Consider the following 13266-nt stretch of genomic DNA (forward strand, 5'->3'; position numbering starts at 1 on the left):
CGTTCAGCCGCTGCGCGTTCAGCCGCTGCGCGTTCAGCCGCTGCGCGTTCAGCCGCTGCGCGGCTCGAAAGCAGAAGCCCGCCGCCGAAAATCGCCTTCCCGCGCTTCTTCTGCTCGTCGAGCGCGCCGATCGGCTCGGCGTCCGCCCGCTTGAGCCTGAACGGCGTATGGTGCGCCGCGAACCATTGTGCGCGCGCAGCCGTCAGCACGTTGTCGGGGTACTCGTAGTTCCCAACTTGGCGCTTCTGCTCCTTGAGCCTCGCCTTGTTCGCCTCGTTCAGCCTGTCGCTAAGCGCGGGGTCGGCTTCGAGCACGTGCTCCTCGTCGAGGTTCGTCACAAAGCCCGTGCGCACCACGGCACCGTTCGCGTACGTGATATTGCAATCGCAGACGATGTGGTCGACCTTCATCACGACGCTCCTGCCTCCCAAGCACGTGAGCGACGGGGCGAAGAGGAAGAAGCGTATGCCTCGCTGCAGGTAGAATTCCTGAATCTTCGACAGGATCGAGAACGGCGGATTGTCGACCACGCAGCATCCATCGGGGTACTCGAAGCGCTCGTAATTGCCGCCGGGCCAGAACGGGCGCACGACGTCATCGGCATCGACGCCCCAGCGCTCGCGCACGTATTCGAGCACGACTGCGTATATCTCGGGCGGCGTGATGCAGTCGTCCGTGGTCTTCTTCGGCTTGAACTTCTCGATGAACGCGTCGTAATCCCCGAAGCTCTCCTTCGATTGGCCCATCATGCTCCTCTCTCTCGGTTGGAGCATGTTCCGCCAAGCGTCACCTGGGCGGCATCGGGCAACGTCACCCCCGATTTCTATTTTCGGGCGGAAATACCTTCCGTGGGGCGGCGGCCAGGGTCGGCGAACGGCGTTTCGTGATTTTCTATACCCCTCCCGTCCTCGGCGAACGGTATCGGGCACAAGAAAAGCCGCCTGTGGGCGGCTTCCGTGAGCGGTATTCTTTTTCATTCTTCGGGCGAGCGGCGGGCATCCCCTCGGCGCAGCGCGGCGTCGGCGAGGGCGTGGCACCTTCCGCACAGCGGCACCAGATTGCCCCCGTGGTTTCCGCCTCCGCTTCGCAGCGGCGTCATGTGATGGACTCCGCAGCCAGGCAGCATGCGCCACTTGCCCGACGCCTGGCGCACGGCCACGGGCTTGCCGCAGCGGGCGCACATGCCGCCGTGCGAGGCGATGGCGCGCTCGCGGTTGACCCGGTACTCTGCACCGCCGTATGCCTTGCGCCACGGCTCGGCGCTCCTGTCCCTGCCTTTGTCGCGCTCCTTGGCCCGCGCGATCGCGGCGGGGCTCGCGGCCCTCGCGCTGCATTGGCAGCGGCCGCCTGGCGGCACGGGCCTCTTGCATCTCGGGCATGTCCGCCACATCTTAGGCCTCATCGCGTCTCCTTCCGCAAAGGCCCGGGGAGGAGGGAAACCCGGGCCGCGGAAGACATGATGCCTACCTGGTCACCGCCTTGGCGGTCTCGACCTCTTCCGACTCGCCGGGGTAGCAGAACTTGCACGCGATGCCCTCGGCCTCGAGCGCGTCGGCCACTCGCCGCGCGTTCGCATTGCTGATGCCGAAGGGGCCGTCGTCGCGCCCGTGCTCGTCGTACTCTTCCTGCGTGCGGTAGTACGTGAGCGAGACCGTGGCCGGCACAACCTCGGCTGACAGGATGTCCTTCACGACGTTTCGCACGGTATAGTCCGCCGCGGCCTTCTCGCCCATGAGCCATTCGGCCACATCGTCCGGCACGGGATATTCGCCGGACTCCCAGCGCTTAACGCTGCGGCGGTCGACCCCGACCGCTTCGGCCACGTCCTGCTGGCTCAGTCCAAGCATTTCGCGGAACGTGCTCGCGCTGCGGCACCGCGACCGACGTGCGGCCGATGCTCGACTGGCCGTATATGACGGGCATCGCTACCGCCTCCTCTTCATCAGCAGCTCGCACAGCTCGCGCGTCTGCGACAGCCTCTCGAGCGCGCGGATCAGCATCATCAGCGTGGCCGCCCATCCGAGGCAGAGCAGCGCGATGCACGACAGAGCCCACATCATGCCAGCCACCTGACCTCGTGGCCGCGGTACTGCACGGCCTCGCCGACCTTCGCGCCGCTTCGGCTGCGCAGGCTCGCGAGCGCCTGCCTCGGGAATCCCTCGGCCGTCGCGGCCTCCGCCTGCGACTCGTAGCGCCTGCCGTCGACCTCCACGGGCTTGCCCGGGTAGCCTCGGCGCTTCTTCATGGCCTCGATTCCCCGCTTGGACGCCTCGCGCATCTGCGCCGCTATGGTGCCGCGCTCCAACGCGACGGCCGATGCGGGGTTGCCGCGCTCGTCGCGCCTGATGCCCGCGCGCCCGTCGGCGTGCAACGGCTCGCACTTGGTCGGCGAGGGCTTGCCCGTGCGCGGGTCGAAGTAGCTTATCTGCAGCGGCGGGAGCTTACGGCCGCTCTCGCGCGGTTCGAGCACCGCCGACGGGCCGGCCATGCGGTAGTCGCTACTGTGGGTCATTGCTCCTCCTTCGCCTCTTCGTCCTTCATGCGCTTGATTGCCTTGTCCATCTCGGCGAGCAGGCCTTTCTTCGCCTTCTCGACCAGCTCTCCTTCCTGCTCCGCGGGGCACCACATTCCAGGCAGCGAGTTGTTCAGGCCTTCGAGCTTGCAATCGTTCCGAACGAGGTACTTGCACTCAACGCCCAGCACCTTCACCGCGATGAGCGCCGCGAACTTCTCGCGCTTCACGTCGATTGCCTTCAGGTGCTCTTCCTCGGGCCATTCCAGCGCGTTGCCCATGTCGGCCTTCTTCTCTTCGAGGCACGAGGACGGCTTGCCCTTGTACGCGTTCTGCAGCGCATACGAGGACGCGAAGACGACCTTCACCGCCTCGACGTCTGTTTCGACGATTCTTACGTCGAGCAGGCCAGCCGTTTCGACGGGCTTCGGAACCTTCGCGATTCTGCGGTTGAGATTCGCATTCTCTTCTTTGAGCAACTCGTTCTCGCGCCTGAGCTTCTTGTGCTCCTCGATGAAGAAATCTTCGAGATTCATTTCTCCTCCTTGTCTCCGAAGTCCACGAGCGGGACCTCGATCACGCTGCAGCCGATGAAACTCGTGACCGCGAAATCGTCCTCGTCGCGCTGGCGCGGCTCGCGCACCCTCGCGCATTCTTCCGCGGCGGCTTTGTCGGTGAAGGCGATTACCGGGTATTCCCACGCGTCTTCCCATTCGCCGCCGAAGTCGGTCACGAGCCAAATCGTGCGCTTTCGCGCCTTCGCATCCGGCTCGGTTTTAAAACGGCCCCCCAAGCTGGCTCACCTCCTCGCACCATCCATCGCTCCCGTATTGGCTGATGAACCACGGTGCGTTGTCCATGATTTCCCCGAGCGGGTCTTCCATCGCGTATCTCTCTGCGGTCGCTCATTTGCGCACCTCCTTCCCGCTCAAGACATGCAGCACCCATTGGGCGGGCACCATCGCGCAGCCATACACGTATTCGCCGCTCGGCGGCTCGGAAGGGTCGAAACAGAGCCTGTCGGCGAACAAGCCGTCGTCGCCTTCCATATCGTAGAGGTCGATTCGACTCGAAAGAGCTCGGCATTCGTCAACAAGCTCTTCGATTGTCTCGGGGTGCTTCTTTTCGCACGTCATCATCGCTCCGCCTCCTCTTCGATGCCCGCGAGCTTCTTGGCGCGGGCTATCATGTCGAGGCGGGCGTTCTGCCAGCATATGCGTCCGGTCAGCCTTGACCCGTGCGGACAGTCTTCGCACGACGTATTTTCTGAGTCGATGCCAAGATAGAAGCATGCGTGTTGCATCGCATCCTCTTCCAGCTTCTCCCAGCTGTCGGCAGGCTCGGGCTTCTCATGAGACAAACGCGGCGCATCAGCGCTCACGAGTATTCCATCGCTGTCCTCGAGGCCAACCGTGCAGTAGCTCCCATTGGTCCCATGGAAGCTAACGACTTTCAGCGGCTCGGGGTCGTCATCTCGGTACACGATGTCGCCGACGGCAATTGGGGCGTCATCCGCGCCAACAAACGACGCCGTTGGCACCCGGCGACAACGGTGTGAGGCCGTGTCTTCGGCGCGATTATGCAGGCTGAGCGACCAGCTTGTTCCATTCCAGTGCATGCCGTACACCTTCGTAACTTCGTTCTCGAAACACACCGCATCCCCGATGTGAATCGGCACGCCGTCGGCATCGAGCGGCAGCTTCATGTACGCATCGGGCTGAAAACCCTCGGCGTTGCCCTTCCAATCGTCGAGCTCCGCCTGCAGCTCGGCGTTCTCCTCTTCGAGCGCCTTGAGCTTCGAGACGTGGTCGCTCATGATGTGATTCGCCTCGCTCATGAGGGTTTTCGCCTGCTTCAGGTCTTCGATTCCCGCTTTCAAACTAAGCATCTACTCCACCCCCGTGCTTCCGAAGCCACCTTCGCCGCGCTCGGTGTCTTCCAATCCGTCAACCATCCTGAATGTCGGCAATTCGCATGGAATCACGACCAGCTGCGCGATGCGCTCGCCCGCCAGCACGCTGCTCGGCGTGCAGCCCGCGTTGAAGAGCGGCACCTTGATTTCGCCCGTGAAGCCCGCGTCGATGATTCCCACGCCGTTCGCCATGAGCAGGCCGCGCATGCAAAGGCTGCTGCGAGCCGCCAGAAGACCGAAATAGCCCTCGGGGATGCTCACGCGTACGCCAGTGGGCACCATGGCGAATTGCCTGCTTCCGATGGAGCAGTACTCGCACGCTCGCAGGTCTGCGCCAGCGTCGTGCATGTGGGCGCGCGTCGGCATCTGGTCGGCTGCGCACACGGTTTCGATTTCCGCCACGCCAGCCAGCCTTCGCGCTCGGCGATTCCACTCGTCGACGGCTTCCTCCTTCGTGCCGTATACCACGACCGAGCAGTGGCAGTGCTCGCACTCGACCGCCCAAGCGCGGCCGCCGTAGATGCTCTCCATGTTCTCGAGCCACGCACTGTGGTCGCATCTCGGGCATCGCTCAATCTTGGTTTCGCTCATCTCTCTTCCTCCAAGTCCCTGCCGCAGTATGGGCAGAATCGAATGTCCTCCATCGCGTACTCGACCATGCATCCGTCGCTGTCGAATTCCGCTACCAGCTTCGGCGGGCTCATGGCCGAGTCGATCGCGAGCACGAAGCCCGTGCCGCGCTCGCGCATGTCGGACTCGGCGCGCGAGTACGGCTCGCAGCGCTCGCAGCTCATCGCATCCCCCATTCCGGATGCATGGCCATCCACTCGCGGCTCGTCATGGCGGGGCGCTCGGGAGGCTTGCTCGCCTCCTCGATGCGGGGGATGGCCCATGCCTCGCCCTCGTCTCCCGCGTCGTAGGTGCGGCCGTCCTTGAGCCGCCTGATATGCGTCGGGACGAAGCGCTTCTCGGCAGCGTCCCACTCGGTGTCGTAGACGATGCCCGACAGCCTCGGCCTCTCGTCCATGGCTCCTCCTGTCTCTACGAAGGGCGATACTCGGCCGAAGCCTCCTGTATCAGCCCGGATACTCTTCTAGGTCTAATTTGGGTATATATGGATTAATATTGGATACGACGGCATAACCCCAGGTCGCGAGGTGCCGAGTGTGCCCCTATTCGGCGAAAAGTGTGCCCCTATTTCCAAAAAAGTGTGCCCCTATTTCGCCTGGAAGGGCCCGAGCAGGTAAAGGCTCGGATGCCCCTTCACGCCGTCGGTCACCTTGGCCGCGAAGCCGCAAGCGCACAGCTGGGCGAATACCGATGAGGGCGAGTACGGGCCGCGGCGCGAGCCTATGACGCGCTGCGCCTCGGCCTTGCTCATCTGCACCGTGGCCACCGCTTCGGCGTCCACGTCGGCCATGCCCCGCGACTCGAGGTAATTGTCGAGCTGCTCGCGCTCCCACTCCTTGAGCCTGCCGCCGGGCCTCTGCGCCATGAGCATGCTCCTCGCGAGCCTCCTGGCCGGCACTCCCTCGACGGCCTCGTAGGCCTCGAGCTGCGCGGCGGTGACGGGAGCCCACCTCCCGCCGTCGAGCGGGCGGGCCGCAGGGAGCCCGATGGAATCGGCCATGCGGCCCTCCTCTCATCCGCTAAAAGGGAATCTCGTCGTCGTAGGCCACGGCCTGCGGCTGCACGCCCATCGAGGCGTAAGCCTGCGCCGTGCCCCGCTGCATGCCCTGGGCGCGCTGCTGGCCCTGCTGCTGGCCGTCGCGGCTCATGAATTCGAGCTCGTCGACAACGACTTCGAGCTTGCTGCGCTTGCCGCCGTCTTGGGCTTCCCATTGCGACCAGCGCAGCTTGCCCTCGATTGCGACCTTGCTGCCCTTGGCGAGGAAGCGGGAGACGCTCGCGGCGCGGTTGCCGAACATAGTGCAATCCACGAAGTTCGCGTAGTCCTCGTACTGGCCCGTCTGCTGGTTCTTGCGGCGGTCGTTGACGGCAACGCCGAAGCTCAGAATCTGGAAGCCGCTCGGGGTTTCGCGAAGCTCCGGGTCGCGCGTGAGATTGCCAGTGATAACCACTTTGTTGATGCTCATCTAGCCCTCCTGGATGATGTAGCTCGGATTCCCGCAGCATCCCGCGCCCTCGAAGTCCTGCGGCGTGGCGTCGGCGGTCACGCCCTCGACCACCGTGCCGCATCCCTGGCACACCGCGTAGCGAGTCGCGGGGGCCTGCTCCCCGGGCTGCTCGGCGGCCTCTACGGGCTGCGGCTCGATAACGGGCTCGCGCGTCAGCATGTCCACGAAGCCGCCGTCGCTCTCGTCGGCGCTCACGCTCTGCTGGGCGGTCACGCTGACAGGCAGGTAGGGGAATGCGCGGCGGATGACCGTCTTCTTGGCCATGGCCTCGTAGTCGGTGACCCAGGGGCCTGAGGTCGCGGCCTTGCTGCGCTTGCGGATTGCCTCAACGTCCTGCAGGCTCATCACGTCCATGTAGTGGCCTCCGTCGGTGAAGTGCGCGACCATGTAGACGTGCGTGGGCTTCTCGCCCGCCTCGTGCTCTCGGCCGCTCGGAACGTGAGTCAGGCTCTCTTCGAGGCCGAAGCTGTAGCGGAACTCGTCGCCCTCGTACACGGCTCGCGCGCTGATCGAGCGAATCTGGCCGCTGCGGCGGGCGAGGTCGAGCATGCCCTTGTATCCGATAATCATCTGCGCGTGCATGCCCGTCTTGGTCTTGTACGGCAGGATGTAGGCGCGCCCCAGGCCGTCAACGACAGACGGCTCGAGGCCGAGCGCGCTGCAGCTCATCAGGCAGCTGCAGACCGACGCGGAGTCGCACAGGCCGAGCTTCGGCGTCCTGTTGATGAGCGAAAGCGATGTCTGGTAGAAGCGCTTCCTGCTCATTCCCTCCGGCAAGACTGCCTCGATTCGCGGCCACGCCTTCTCGAGCATCGCGGCCATGCCTTTCGGGCTTCCCGCCGTCTGCACCGCCTGCACCTGCGCCGCCTTGGTTGCCAATTCGCCCATTCCTAGGCTCCCTTCTTCTCTGTGATTCTGATTCCGCCGTTGGTCAGCTTGCCGTTGCGCATCGAACGCACCCACGTGACCCTCTTCGTCTCCGTCTCGATGCCCTTGTCGCTCCCGATGAGCTGGCGCAGCTCGTTCTCCATGCGCTTCGCCGCCTCGTCGGCCTCCTTCGCCGCGCGCTTCGCCTCGGCCAGCTCGCCGAGCCACGGAAGCTCGGAGTCGAGCATCAGCGCGTACTCGTCGCCGGGCATGCCCGCCTCCGCCGTGCGAGCGTCGGCCTCGGACTTGAGGAAGCCCGCCTCGGGCGCGGCGCCGCCCTCGACGCAATCGCGCCAGAAGGACTCGGCGGCGGACACCACGGCGGCCACGTCGGCCTCGTCGCGCGCCACCTCGTACTCGCGGTAGTCGTTGCCGCCGATGAGCACGGCCACGTAGGCCTTCGCCCACCCAGTCACGGCCAGGTAATGCACCACCTGAGCCAGGTAATGCGGGGGCACGCCCTCGTCCCAGTCCTGCTGCACGAACTGCCCTGCCGTCTTGATTTCCAGCACGGCGTGCGAGCCGTCGGGCAGCGTGAGCATGCGGTCGATGTCGGCGAACATGCAGGGGTGCTCGCGGCTCCACATCTGCGCGTATCGGTTGGCCACCCGGAATTCGGGATGCATGTCGGCGAATTTCGCCGCCACGACCGGCTCGAGGCGGTTGCCCCACTCGACCGCGGGCTTGCCGCCGATGTCCTCGGGGTCGGCGCGCCCGGTCTTCTCGAGCCATACCTCGTAGGCGCTCTTCCACTTGGACAGGCCCATCACGGCTCCCATGTCCGAGCCTCCGAGGCCGCGCCTGCGGCTCGCGTGCCACTGCTCGCTGACCTCCTCGGGGGTTCCCGCGAAGCGCGCCATGGAGTACGGGACGGCCCTACTCATCGCCCATCGCCTCCCGCACGCGCTCCGCCATCCACTTCTCCTCCTCGCCGAAGACGTAGCCGTCATCCTGCAGGGCTTCGCCGTCGGCCACCCACTCGGCCAGGCGGCGGCGGTTGCCGTCCCCGCCGAGGCTGCCGTTGGCGTAGGCCCGCCCGTGGTTCTGCAGGTCGGACGAGCAGAGTCGGCGGTAGATGGCGGCCAGGAGCAGAGGCCCGCTCGCGCCGCTTTCGCCGTGCGCGTGGCTCTCGTCCCAGTCCGCAATCTCGAGCAGCTTCTCGACATGCGCGTAGTAGCCGTAGAAGGACATCCAATGCTCGCACGCCAGCGACGAGAAGGCCTCGGGCGGCTCGCCGTCCATGACCTTGCCGACGGCGAAGCAGGCGCGCTTGCGCGCCGCCTCGCGGGCGTTGCTCTCGAATTCCGCGGCGATCGCGTCGAGGCGCGCCTGCTCGGCGTCCTTCTCGCTGTCGCGGGGCCTGTAGACCGTCGCGCCGTACTCGCCGACGGTGGCCACGCAGCCCGCTGGCCACTCGATCTCCTGCGCGTCCTTCACGCGGTAGATGCCTCGCATGTAGTCGTAGTCGGACATGCGGGGGGCGTCGTGGACGATGGCCACGCCAGCCGCCTCCAATGCCTCGCGCATCTCACGCGCCTCGCGCTCGCGCTTGAGCTTTGAGGCCCAGTACTGCGCGACCTGCTCCCAGTCCTTCTCCTTGGCCTTCTCGAGCTCCTCCGCGCCCTCGTCGCATCCCATGGAGCGCAGCTCGTCGATGGCCAGGAGCCAATCGAGGCTCATGTACTCGGCGTCGTCGCCGACGCGCTGCATGGCGCGCTTGATGCGGGCGGCGTGCTTGACCTTGAGCGCGTCCTCGACGCTCTGAGGGTCTACGCCGAGCAGCAGCGCCTGCTGGACGCCGTGGCCGCGCTCGGCCTCTGTGAGCGGCTTCTTCTCGTCCGTGGCCAGCATCGCGAGCATCGCGTTGGCCGCGTCCATGTCCTCGCACACGCAGGCGCGGCAGCGGGACAGGCCGCTCTTGCGCATGGCTCGGTAGCGTCGCTCGCCGTCGATGAGGCGGAAGATCCCGCCGTCGCGCACGACCACGATGGGCTGCAGCGGCTGGCCTCCCGTTGCCTTGAAGGAATCCGCCAGGGCGTCGATGTCGCCCCAGTCCTTCCTCGGGTTGTTCTCGTCCGGATACACATCGTCCAGACTCACTTCCAAAGTGTCCATTAGCCCTCCTATCAGGCTGTATATTCGAATGTCGCATTATTTTTCAGAATTTTTCGATGGCCGCGACGAGCCTCGGGGATTGGTGCCGCGCACCCATCGGGCGCGCTTGAGCCTCGTCTTCGCCGCGTCGTAGCGGCGGCTCGCGAATTCCAGCTCCCACTCCTCAAGCGCGGCCATGTACCGCGCCTCCTCGCGCCGCGCCTGCGCCCTCGGCATCTTCGAGGTGTCGGGCCTCGCGGGCCTCTTGGGCCTCGGCTTCTGCCTGCCGCGCCTGCCCTCTCCGGCATCGAAGGCGGCCCGCTGCTCTGGGGTCATGGCCGCTATCTCGTCGGCCACGCGGCCCTCTTCGGTCTCCACGCCGCGCCACTTGTCGCAGACCCTGCAATGCCCGGTGCGCTCGCCCAGCGACGTGCGCCAGGTCGCGCAGCCGTCGCACCAGCGCATGTCCCACCGCGCGACTCGCAGGCTCAGGCCGAGGCGGCTCGCCATGGTGCGCACCGACGAATTCGAGCGGCGGAGCCTGCGGGCTATCTCGCGCCTGGGCACCTCGCCGGCGAGCGATTCGAGCTCGCGAATCTCGCCGACAGACCAGTGCCTGCCCCGCTCGCCTCGCCTCATGCCGTCTCCAAGGTCACGACGATGCGCGGGTTCTCCTCGTCGTAGGCGAATTCGTCGACGAAGCCGACCACGTACCTCGGCTTGTCGTCGATGAGCACGCCCGCCTTGACGAGGCCGTCGCACACGAATTTCTTGCCAAAGCAAACGTTGTCGAGGTCTCGGCGATGGTTGGGCTCGAACCACGCACAGCGGATTCGGACGCGCTCCATGCGATGGATGCGCGCGCCTTTCGCGGCCCAAGCGACGGCCTCGTCGCACTTCTGCTTCACGCGGTTCTGCTTCATCGGCGGCATTCGGTAGAACTCGTTCAGGCTCGGGAAGCGCCCGGGCACGGTGAACGTCTGGGTTGCCATGCTGCTCCTCTCTTTACGGTGTATAATCACCTGGTTATCAGGCTATTGAGCTAGCTAGAGCAGCAGGCCGAGGGTGAGCAGCGCGCCGAGCATGACCAGGGCGCATCCCACGCAGGCGAGCGCCTGCTCCGCGCTGCCGAGGCCTTCGAGCAGCTCTCGCGCGCCGAACGCGTCTCGGCAGAAGTCGAATTCCTCGCGCGTCATGCCGTGGCCTCCTTCAAGAATTTCTTTACGAAGTAAACTTGCCCCTTGCCCGTGACCTTCGGGGTCTTGCTGACGGTGGTGTGGCCGTCGCTGTGGACGATGGTGGTCTCCTTGATCTCAAAGAGGCCCATCTCCATGCTCCGCTGCGTCGGCAGGTTGTAGGAGCTGCCTCCCTTCATCAGGTAGCCGTCCTCGCGCAGCCTCGCGAAGAGGCGCTTCTGCCCCACGTCCACGCCGTTCTGGCGCAGCAGCTTGGCGAGCTCGCCCACCAGGATGGTGGTCTTGGACGCGCTCACCGCGTCGGCGAACATCGCCTTGGGGGCGAGCTCGGCGTTGGCCTCGCGAAGCTTGGCCGCCTCCGCCTTGGCGCGCTCGATGGTGCGCTGGGCGATGAGAAGCGCGCGTGCCATGGTCTGCTCGGGAGTCTCCTCGGGAGCCGCGGCCATGTAGCCGCCGTCGCGTCGGATGGCCGGCAGGACTTCGTGCGTGACCCAGCGTTGGAAACGCTGAATGCGCTCGCGCCCGTCTTTGTCGTTGACGAAGGCGCTCTTGCGATTCATCACGGCGCGATAAAAGCCAGGCTCCGTTATGTACGACACCGCTCGAGTGCCTTTGTTAGTACCCACTAAATGGGTAAACTCGTCCGAGTCGAGACAGCGCGTCACTTTCTCCGCGTCGCGCTGGCCAAGTGCCTTGGCTACGTCGGTGGCGCGAAATAGAATCGCACCATCCTTGTTCACCACGCGAAGCCCGCCGAATTCGTCATTGTCGAAAACCTCGACCTTTGAAACCTCTTGGGTTACAATCTGGTCGCTTTCTTGAGCCGCGGCCGTCGGGTTCCAATCGCTGGCCGCGTTATTTTTTTCTGGCATTACTCGCCTTCTTTCTTCCTGATGCGCTGCAGAATCGCCTCGATTGAATCTGCCGCGAGCGCGCGCTCGGCGCGCTTGATTTCCTCTTCGTCCGCCAGCTCGCCCAAGAGGCCATCGACAATCGTCTTCAGGAAGATGATGCTCTTCAGCAGCTTCCCGCGATGGACGTCCTCGTCGCCTTCGTTGAGCCCGGCGGCGTTGAACGCGAGGTTGCTGACAACGGTCGACGTCGCTTTGAGCAAACCGGACGCATACCCGACGTAATCCTCCGCGCCGAATTCCTTCTTCATTCGCCTACTCCTAACCATTCTTCGAACCATTCCTTCTTGATGAAGAGCTTGTTCTTGTAGCCCTTCGGGGTAGCCGCGCGCAGGTCTCCGCGCTTCACCGCGTCGTACACCGTCGACGCGGCCACTCCGTACTCCTTCGCGAGCTCTCGCACGGTGAAGAGCTTCGCCGGCGGCGCGCTGGCCTGCATTCCGTCCAGCGCCTTGGCGAACTTCGCCGCCTGGAGCTGGATTGAGAGCGCCCAGGCGCGCATCTCCTCAATCGTCTCGTTCATTTCTTCCTCCTCTCTTGCGGTTAGTTGCTGCCCTTTCCTGCGCCTTTGACCACGAGACGCTCTTCTGAAAGACCAAGCAGCCAGTCGACGCTGCATCCGAAAAGATTTCGGAGCCTTACAATTTTCTCTTGTGGGATTGCCCCGCCATTCTCCCAGCGACCGATGGTCGATTTGTCAGCTCCCACCAGGTCACCAAGCTGTTCTTGGGTCAGGCCCTTCAAAGAACGCTCCGCCTTCACTCGGTTCGGCATGTTCACCTCCTTACAAGCAATCGTTGTGACTTGTCCAATAATACAAGCGTGCATTGTAATGTCAACCCAAAATATTGCATTGGTAAAATATTTTCTTGTATCATTACAATACGAAGTTGTAAGGAAGGAGCTGCATAAGAATGAAGTACCCGAATAGGCTCTTCGAGCTTCGAGGCAAGGAATCCCAAGCTGAGATGGCGGCTCGCATCGGAATGACCCAGCAGAACTACGCCAATTACGAGAGCGGCAAGTCCGGCATGAAGTCGGACATGATCGCCGCGGTTTGCAAAGAGTTCGGATGCACCGCCGAGTGGCTGCTTTGTATGTCCGACAGCAAAGACGGCGCGCCGAGCAAGGACATGGTCGAAGTCCCCCTTTATGGCTCAATCGCCGCAGGCACGCCAATCGAGATGATGGCGGTCGAGGATTCTCACCCAGTCCCCGCCGAAGTGCGCCGCCGCTACCCGAGTGCATTCCTGCTCAAGGTCGAGGGCGATTCGATGAACCGCATCCTGCCGAACGGCTGCTACGCGCTCGTCGACCCATGCGATACCGTCGAGCGCAACGGAGTGCCGTACGCGGTCTGCGTGAACGGGTACGACGCGACCATAAAGCGGGTGAACAGGCTCAACAACGGCTTCGAGCTGGTGCCCGACTCGAACGACCCGACCTATTCCAAGCAGGTATTCAACTACAACGAGCCTGGCACGCAGACCATCACGGTCATCGGCGAGGTCGTGTACTTCGTTTTGCCGTTCGACTGGCATTTCTAGCTATCGAAGTTTTCTATATATGGGCTTGA

25 protein-coding genes are annotated in these 13266 nt (G+C 64.3%); 1 reads left to right on the top strand and 24 read right to left on the bottom strand.

Translation table 11 applies throughout. The features are described from left to right. The 24 genes from Q0D41_RS09390 to Q0D41_RS09505 all read right to left on the bottom strand — a co-directional run. The coding region (locus Q0D41_RS09390; protein WP_294378416.1) for a hypothetical protein at positions 1 to 749 on the bottom strand (749 nt) is incomplete at its 3' end. 224 nt (positions 750 to 973) lie between these two features. After that, the gene (locus Q0D41_RS09395; RefSeq protein ID WP_294378420.1) at positions 974 to 1402 is read right to left on the bottom strand and encodes an HNH endonuclease; all 429 of its coding nucleotides are present in this window, start codon (positions 1400 to 1402) and stop codon (positions 974 to 976) included. Between the two features lie 61 nt (positions 1403 to 1463). Beyond that, positions 1464 to 1847, bottom strand: coding sequence for a helix-turn-helix transcriptional regulator (locus tag Q0D41_RS09400; RefSeq protein ID WP_367113837.1), 384 nt, complete (start codon positions 1845 to 1847; stop codon positions 1464 to 1466). 78 nt (positions 1848 to 1925) lie between these two features. Further along, a complete protein-coding gene (locus Q0D41_RS09405; RefSeq protein ID WP_294378423.1) occupies positions 1926 to 2060 on the bottom strand; it encodes a hypothetical protein in 135 nt (44 codons plus the stop codon). Next, positions 2057 to 2512, bottom strand: coding sequence for a hypothetical protein (locus Q0D41_RS09410; protein ID WP_294378426.1), 456 nt, complete (start codon positions 2510 to 2512; stop codon positions 2057 to 2059). The genes Q0D41_RS09405 and Q0D41_RS09410 overlap by 4 nt, the downstream gene beginning before the upstream one ends. Continuing rightward, positions 2509 to 3048, bottom strand: a complete 540-nt coding sequence (locus Q0D41_RS09415) for a hypothetical protein (RefSeq protein ID WP_294378428.1) — start codon at positions 3046 to 3048, stop codon at positions 2509 to 2511. The genes Q0D41_RS09410 and Q0D41_RS09415 overlap by 4 nt, the downstream gene beginning before the upstream one ends. Next, positions 3045 to 3305, bottom strand: coding sequence for a hypothetical protein (locus tag Q0D41_RS09420; RefSeq protein ID WP_294378430.1), 261 nt, complete (start codon positions 3303 to 3305; stop codon positions 3045 to 3047). The genes Q0D41_RS09415 and Q0D41_RS09420 overlap by 4 nt, the downstream gene beginning before the upstream one ends. Positions 3306 to 3417: 112 nt before the next feature. Then, entirely contained in the window at positions 3418 to 3651 is a 234-nt protein-coding gene (locus Q0D41_RS09425; RefSeq protein WP_294378431.1) for a hypothetical protein, read from the bottom strand. Next, complete coding sequence (locus tag Q0D41_RS09430; protein ID WP_294378434.1) at positions 3648 to 4400, bottom strand: hypothetical protein; 753 nt, start codon at positions 4398 to 4400, stop codon at positions 3648 to 3650. The genes Q0D41_RS09425 and Q0D41_RS09430 overlap by 4 nt, the downstream gene beginning before the upstream one ends. Then, the gene (gene dut / locus Q0D41_RS09435; RefSeq protein ID WP_294378437.1) at positions 4401 to 5015 is read right to left on the bottom strand and encodes a dUTP diphosphatase; all 615 of its coding nucleotides are present in this window, start codon (positions 5013 to 5015) and stop codon (positions 4401 to 4403) included. It lies immediately after the preceding gene. Then, on the bottom strand, positions 5012 to 5218 hold the full coding sequence (locus Q0D41_RS09440) for a hypothetical protein (RefSeq protein WP_294378439.1): 207 nt from the start codon (positions 5216 to 5218) through the stop codon (positions 5012 to 5014). Before Q0D41_RS09440 ends, dut begins: the two co-directional genes overlap by 4 nt. Continuing rightward, entirely contained in the window at positions 5215 to 5451 is a 237-nt protein-coding gene (locus Q0D41_RS09445) for a hypothetical protein (RefSeq protein ID WP_294378441.1), read from the bottom strand. Before Q0D41_RS09445 ends, Q0D41_RS09440 begins: the two co-directional genes overlap by 4 nt. Before the next feature lie 189 nt (positions 5452 to 5640). Beyond that, positions 5641 to 5919: a hypothetical protein gene (locus Q0D41_RS09450; protein ID WP_294378444.1), complete on the bottom strand. Its 279-nt coding sequence runs from the start codon at positions 5917 to 5919 to the stop codon at positions 5641 to 5643. Positions 5920 to 6073: 154 nt separating this feature from the next. Beyond that, positions 6074 to 6520 carry a single-stranded DNA-binding protein gene (locus tag Q0D41_RS09455; RefSeq protein ID WP_294378446.1) on the bottom strand — a complete coding sequence of 149 codons (447 nt, stop codon included), beginning with the start codon at positions 6518 to 6520 and terminating at the stop codon, positions 6074 to 6076. Further along, positions 6521 to 7450 (bottom strand): recombinase RecT, encoded by a 930-nt coding sequence (locus Q0D41_RS09460; RefSeq protein WP_294378449.1) that lies wholly within the window; start codon positions 7448 to 7450, stop codon positions 6521 to 6523. Between the two features lie 2 nt (positions 7451 to 7452). Then, the gene (locus tag Q0D41_RS09465) at positions 7453 to 8373 is read right to left on the bottom strand and encodes a YqaJ viral recombinase family protein (RefSeq protein WP_294378454.1); all 921 of its coding nucleotides are present in this window, start codon (positions 8371 to 8373) and stop codon (positions 7453 to 7455) included. After that, positions 8366 to 9604, bottom strand: a complete 1239-nt coding sequence (locus Q0D41_RS09470; RefSeq protein WP_294378458.1) for a ParB/RepB/Spo0J family partition protein — start codon at positions 9602 to 9604, stop codon at positions 8366 to 8368. Before Q0D41_RS09470 ends, Q0D41_RS09465 begins: the two co-directional genes overlap by 8 nt. A 36-nt stretch (positions 9605 to 9640) precedes the next feature. Continuing rightward, a complete protein-coding gene (locus Q0D41_RS09475; RefSeq protein WP_294378461.1) occupies positions 9641 to 10222 on the bottom strand; it encodes a hypothetical protein in 582 nt (193 codons plus the stop codon). After that, positions 10219 to 10575 (bottom strand): RusA family crossover junction endodeoxyribonuclease, encoded by a 357-nt coding sequence (locus tag Q0D41_RS09480; RefSeq protein ID WP_294378463.1) that lies wholly within the window; start codon positions 10573 to 10575, stop codon positions 10219 to 10221. The genes Q0D41_RS09475 and Q0D41_RS09480 overlap by 4 nt, the downstream gene beginning before the upstream one ends. A 54-nt stretch (positions 10576 to 10629) precedes the next feature. After that, complete coding sequence (locus Q0D41_RS09485; RefSeq protein WP_294378466.1) at positions 10630 to 10779, bottom strand: hypothetical protein; 150 nt, start codon at positions 10777 to 10779, stop codon at positions 10630 to 10632. Beyond that, entirely contained in the window at positions 10776 to 11651 is an 876-nt protein-coding gene (locus Q0D41_RS09490) for a phage antirepressor KilAC domain-containing protein (protein WP_294378469.1), read from the bottom strand. Before Q0D41_RS09490 ends, Q0D41_RS09485 begins: the two co-directional genes overlap by 4 nt. Continuing rightward, positions 11651 to 11941: a hypothetical protein gene (locus Q0D41_RS09495; protein WP_294378472.1), complete on the bottom strand. Its 291-nt coding sequence runs from the start codon at positions 11939 to 11941 to the stop codon at positions 11651 to 11653. The genes Q0D41_RS09490 and Q0D41_RS09495 overlap by 1 nt, the downstream gene beginning before the upstream one ends. Beyond that, positions 11938 to 12213, bottom strand: coding sequence for a helix-turn-helix domain-containing protein (locus tag Q0D41_RS09500; protein WP_294378475.1), 276 nt, complete (start codon positions 12211 to 12213; stop codon positions 11938 to 11940). The genes Q0D41_RS09495 and Q0D41_RS09500 overlap by 4 nt, the downstream gene beginning before the upstream one ends. Positions 12214 to 12233: 20 nt before the next feature. After that, positions 12234 to 12464: a helix-turn-helix domain-containing protein gene (locus Q0D41_RS09505; RefSeq protein ID WP_294378478.1), complete on the bottom strand. Its 231-nt coding sequence runs from the start codon at positions 12462 to 12464 to the stop codon at positions 12234 to 12236. 140 nt (positions 12465 to 12604) lie between these two features. On the opposite strand from Q0D41_RS09505, the gene Q0D41_RS09510 reads away from it, so the two are divergent. Further along, a complete protein-coding gene (locus Q0D41_RS09510; protein ID WP_294378481.1) occupies positions 12605 to 13237 on the top strand; it encodes a LexA family transcriptional regulator in 633 nt (210 codons plus the stop codon). Positions 13238 to 13266: the final 29 nt, after the last annotated feature.

Source organism: uncultured Slackia sp. (assembly GCF_934630525.1).
Classification (GTDB): domain Bacteria; phylum Actinomycetota; class Coriobacteriia; order Coriobacteriales; family Eggerthellaceae; genus Slackia.

Excerpts from the sequence above, each read along its gene's own strand:
- Q0D41_RS09395 (WP_294378420.1), bottom strand. The coding sequence starts at position 1,402 with ATGAGGCCTAAGATGTGGCGGACATGCCCGAGATGCAAGAGGCCCGTG.
- Q0D41_RS09400 (WP_367113837.1), bottom strand. The coding sequence starts at position 1,847 with ATGCTTGGACTGAGCCAGCAGGACGTGGCCGAAGCGGTCGGGGTCGAC.
- Q0D41_RS09405 (WP_294378423.1), bottom strand. The coding sequence starts at position 2,060 with ATGATGTGGGCTCTGTCGTGCATCGCGCTGCTCTGCCTCGGATGGGCG.
- Q0D41_RS09410 (WP_294378426.1), bottom strand. The coding sequence starts at position 2,512 with ATGACCCACAGTAGCGACTACCGCATGGCCGGCCCGTCGGCGGTGCTC.
- Q0D41_RS09415 (WP_294378428.1), bottom strand. The coding sequence starts at position 3,048 with ATGAATCTCGAAGATTTCTTCATCGAGGAGCACAAGAAGCTCAGGCGC.
- Q0D41_RS09425 (WP_294378431.1), bottom strand. The coding sequence starts at position 3,651 with ATGATGACGTGCGAAAAGAAGCACCCCGAGACAATCGAAGAGCTTGTT.
- Q0D41_RS09430 (WP_294378434.1), bottom strand. The coding sequence starts at position 4,400 with ATGCTTAGTTTGAAAGCGGGAATCGAAGACCTGAAGCAGGCGAAAACC.
- dut (WP_294378437.1), bottom strand. The coding sequence starts at position 5,015 with ATGAGCGAAACCAAGATTGAGCGATGCCCGAGATGCGACCACAGTGCG.
- Q0D41_RS09440 (WP_294378439.1), bottom strand. The coding sequence starts at position 5,218 with ATGAGCTGCGAGCGCTGCGAGCCGTACTCGCGCGCCGAGTCCGACATG.
- Q0D41_RS09445 (WP_294378441.1), bottom strand. The coding sequence starts at position 5,451 with ATGGACGAGAGGCCGAGGCTGTCGGGCATCGTCTACGACACCGAGTGG.
- Q0D41_RS09450 (WP_294378444.1), bottom strand. The coding sequence starts at position 5,919 with ATGGCGCAGAGGCCCGGCGGCAGGCTCAAGGAGTGGGAGCGCGAGCAG.
- Q0D41_RS09455 (WP_294378446.1), bottom strand. The coding sequence starts at position 6,520 with ATGAGCATCAACAAAGTGGTTATCACTGGCAATCTCACGCGCGACCCG.
- Q0D41_RS09460 (WP_294378449.1), bottom strand. The coding sequence starts at position 7,450 with ATGGGCGAATTGGCAACCAAGGCGGCGCAGGTGCAGGCGGTGCAGACG.
- Q0D41_RS09465 (WP_294378454.1), bottom strand. The coding sequence starts at position 8,373 with ATGAGTAGGGCCGTCCCGTACTCCATGGCGCGCTTCGCGGGAACCCCC.
- Q0D41_RS09470 (WP_294378458.1), bottom strand. The coding sequence starts at position 9,604 with ATGGACACTTTGGAAGTGAGTCTGGACGATGTGTATCCGGACGAGAAC.
- Q0D41_RS09475 (WP_294378461.1), bottom strand. The coding sequence starts at position 10,222 with ATGAGGCGAGGCGAGCGGGGCAGGCACTGGTCTGTCGGCGAGATTCGC.
- Q0D41_RS09480 (WP_294378463.1), bottom strand. The coding sequence starts at position 10,575 with ATGGCAACCCAGACGTTCACCGTGCCCGGGCGCTTCCCGAGCCTGAAC.
- Q0D41_RS09485 (WP_294378466.1), bottom strand. The coding sequence starts at position 10,779 with ATGACGCGCGAGGAATTCGACTTCTGCCGAGACGCGTTCGGCGCGCGA.
- Q0D41_RS09490 (WP_294378469.1), bottom strand. The coding sequence starts at position 11,651 with ATGCCAGAAAAAAATAACGCGGCCAGCGATTGGAACCCGACGGCCGCG.
- Q0D41_RS09495 (WP_294378472.1), bottom strand. The coding sequence starts at position 11,941 with ATGAAGAAGGAATTCGGCGCGGAGGATTACGTCGGGTATGCGTCCGGT.
- Q0D41_RS09500 (WP_294378475.1), bottom strand. The coding sequence starts at position 12,213 with ATGAACGAGACGATTGAGGAGATGCGCGCCTGGGCGCTCTCAATCCAG.
- Q0D41_RS09505 (WP_294378478.1), bottom strand. The coding sequence starts at position 12,464 with ATGCCGAACCGAGTGAAGGCGGAGCGTTCTTTGAAGGGCCTGACCCAA.
- Q0D41_RS09510 (WP_294378481.1), top strand. The coding sequence starts at position 12,605 with ATGAAGTACCCGAATAGGCTCTTCGAGCTTCGAGGCAAGGAATCCCAA.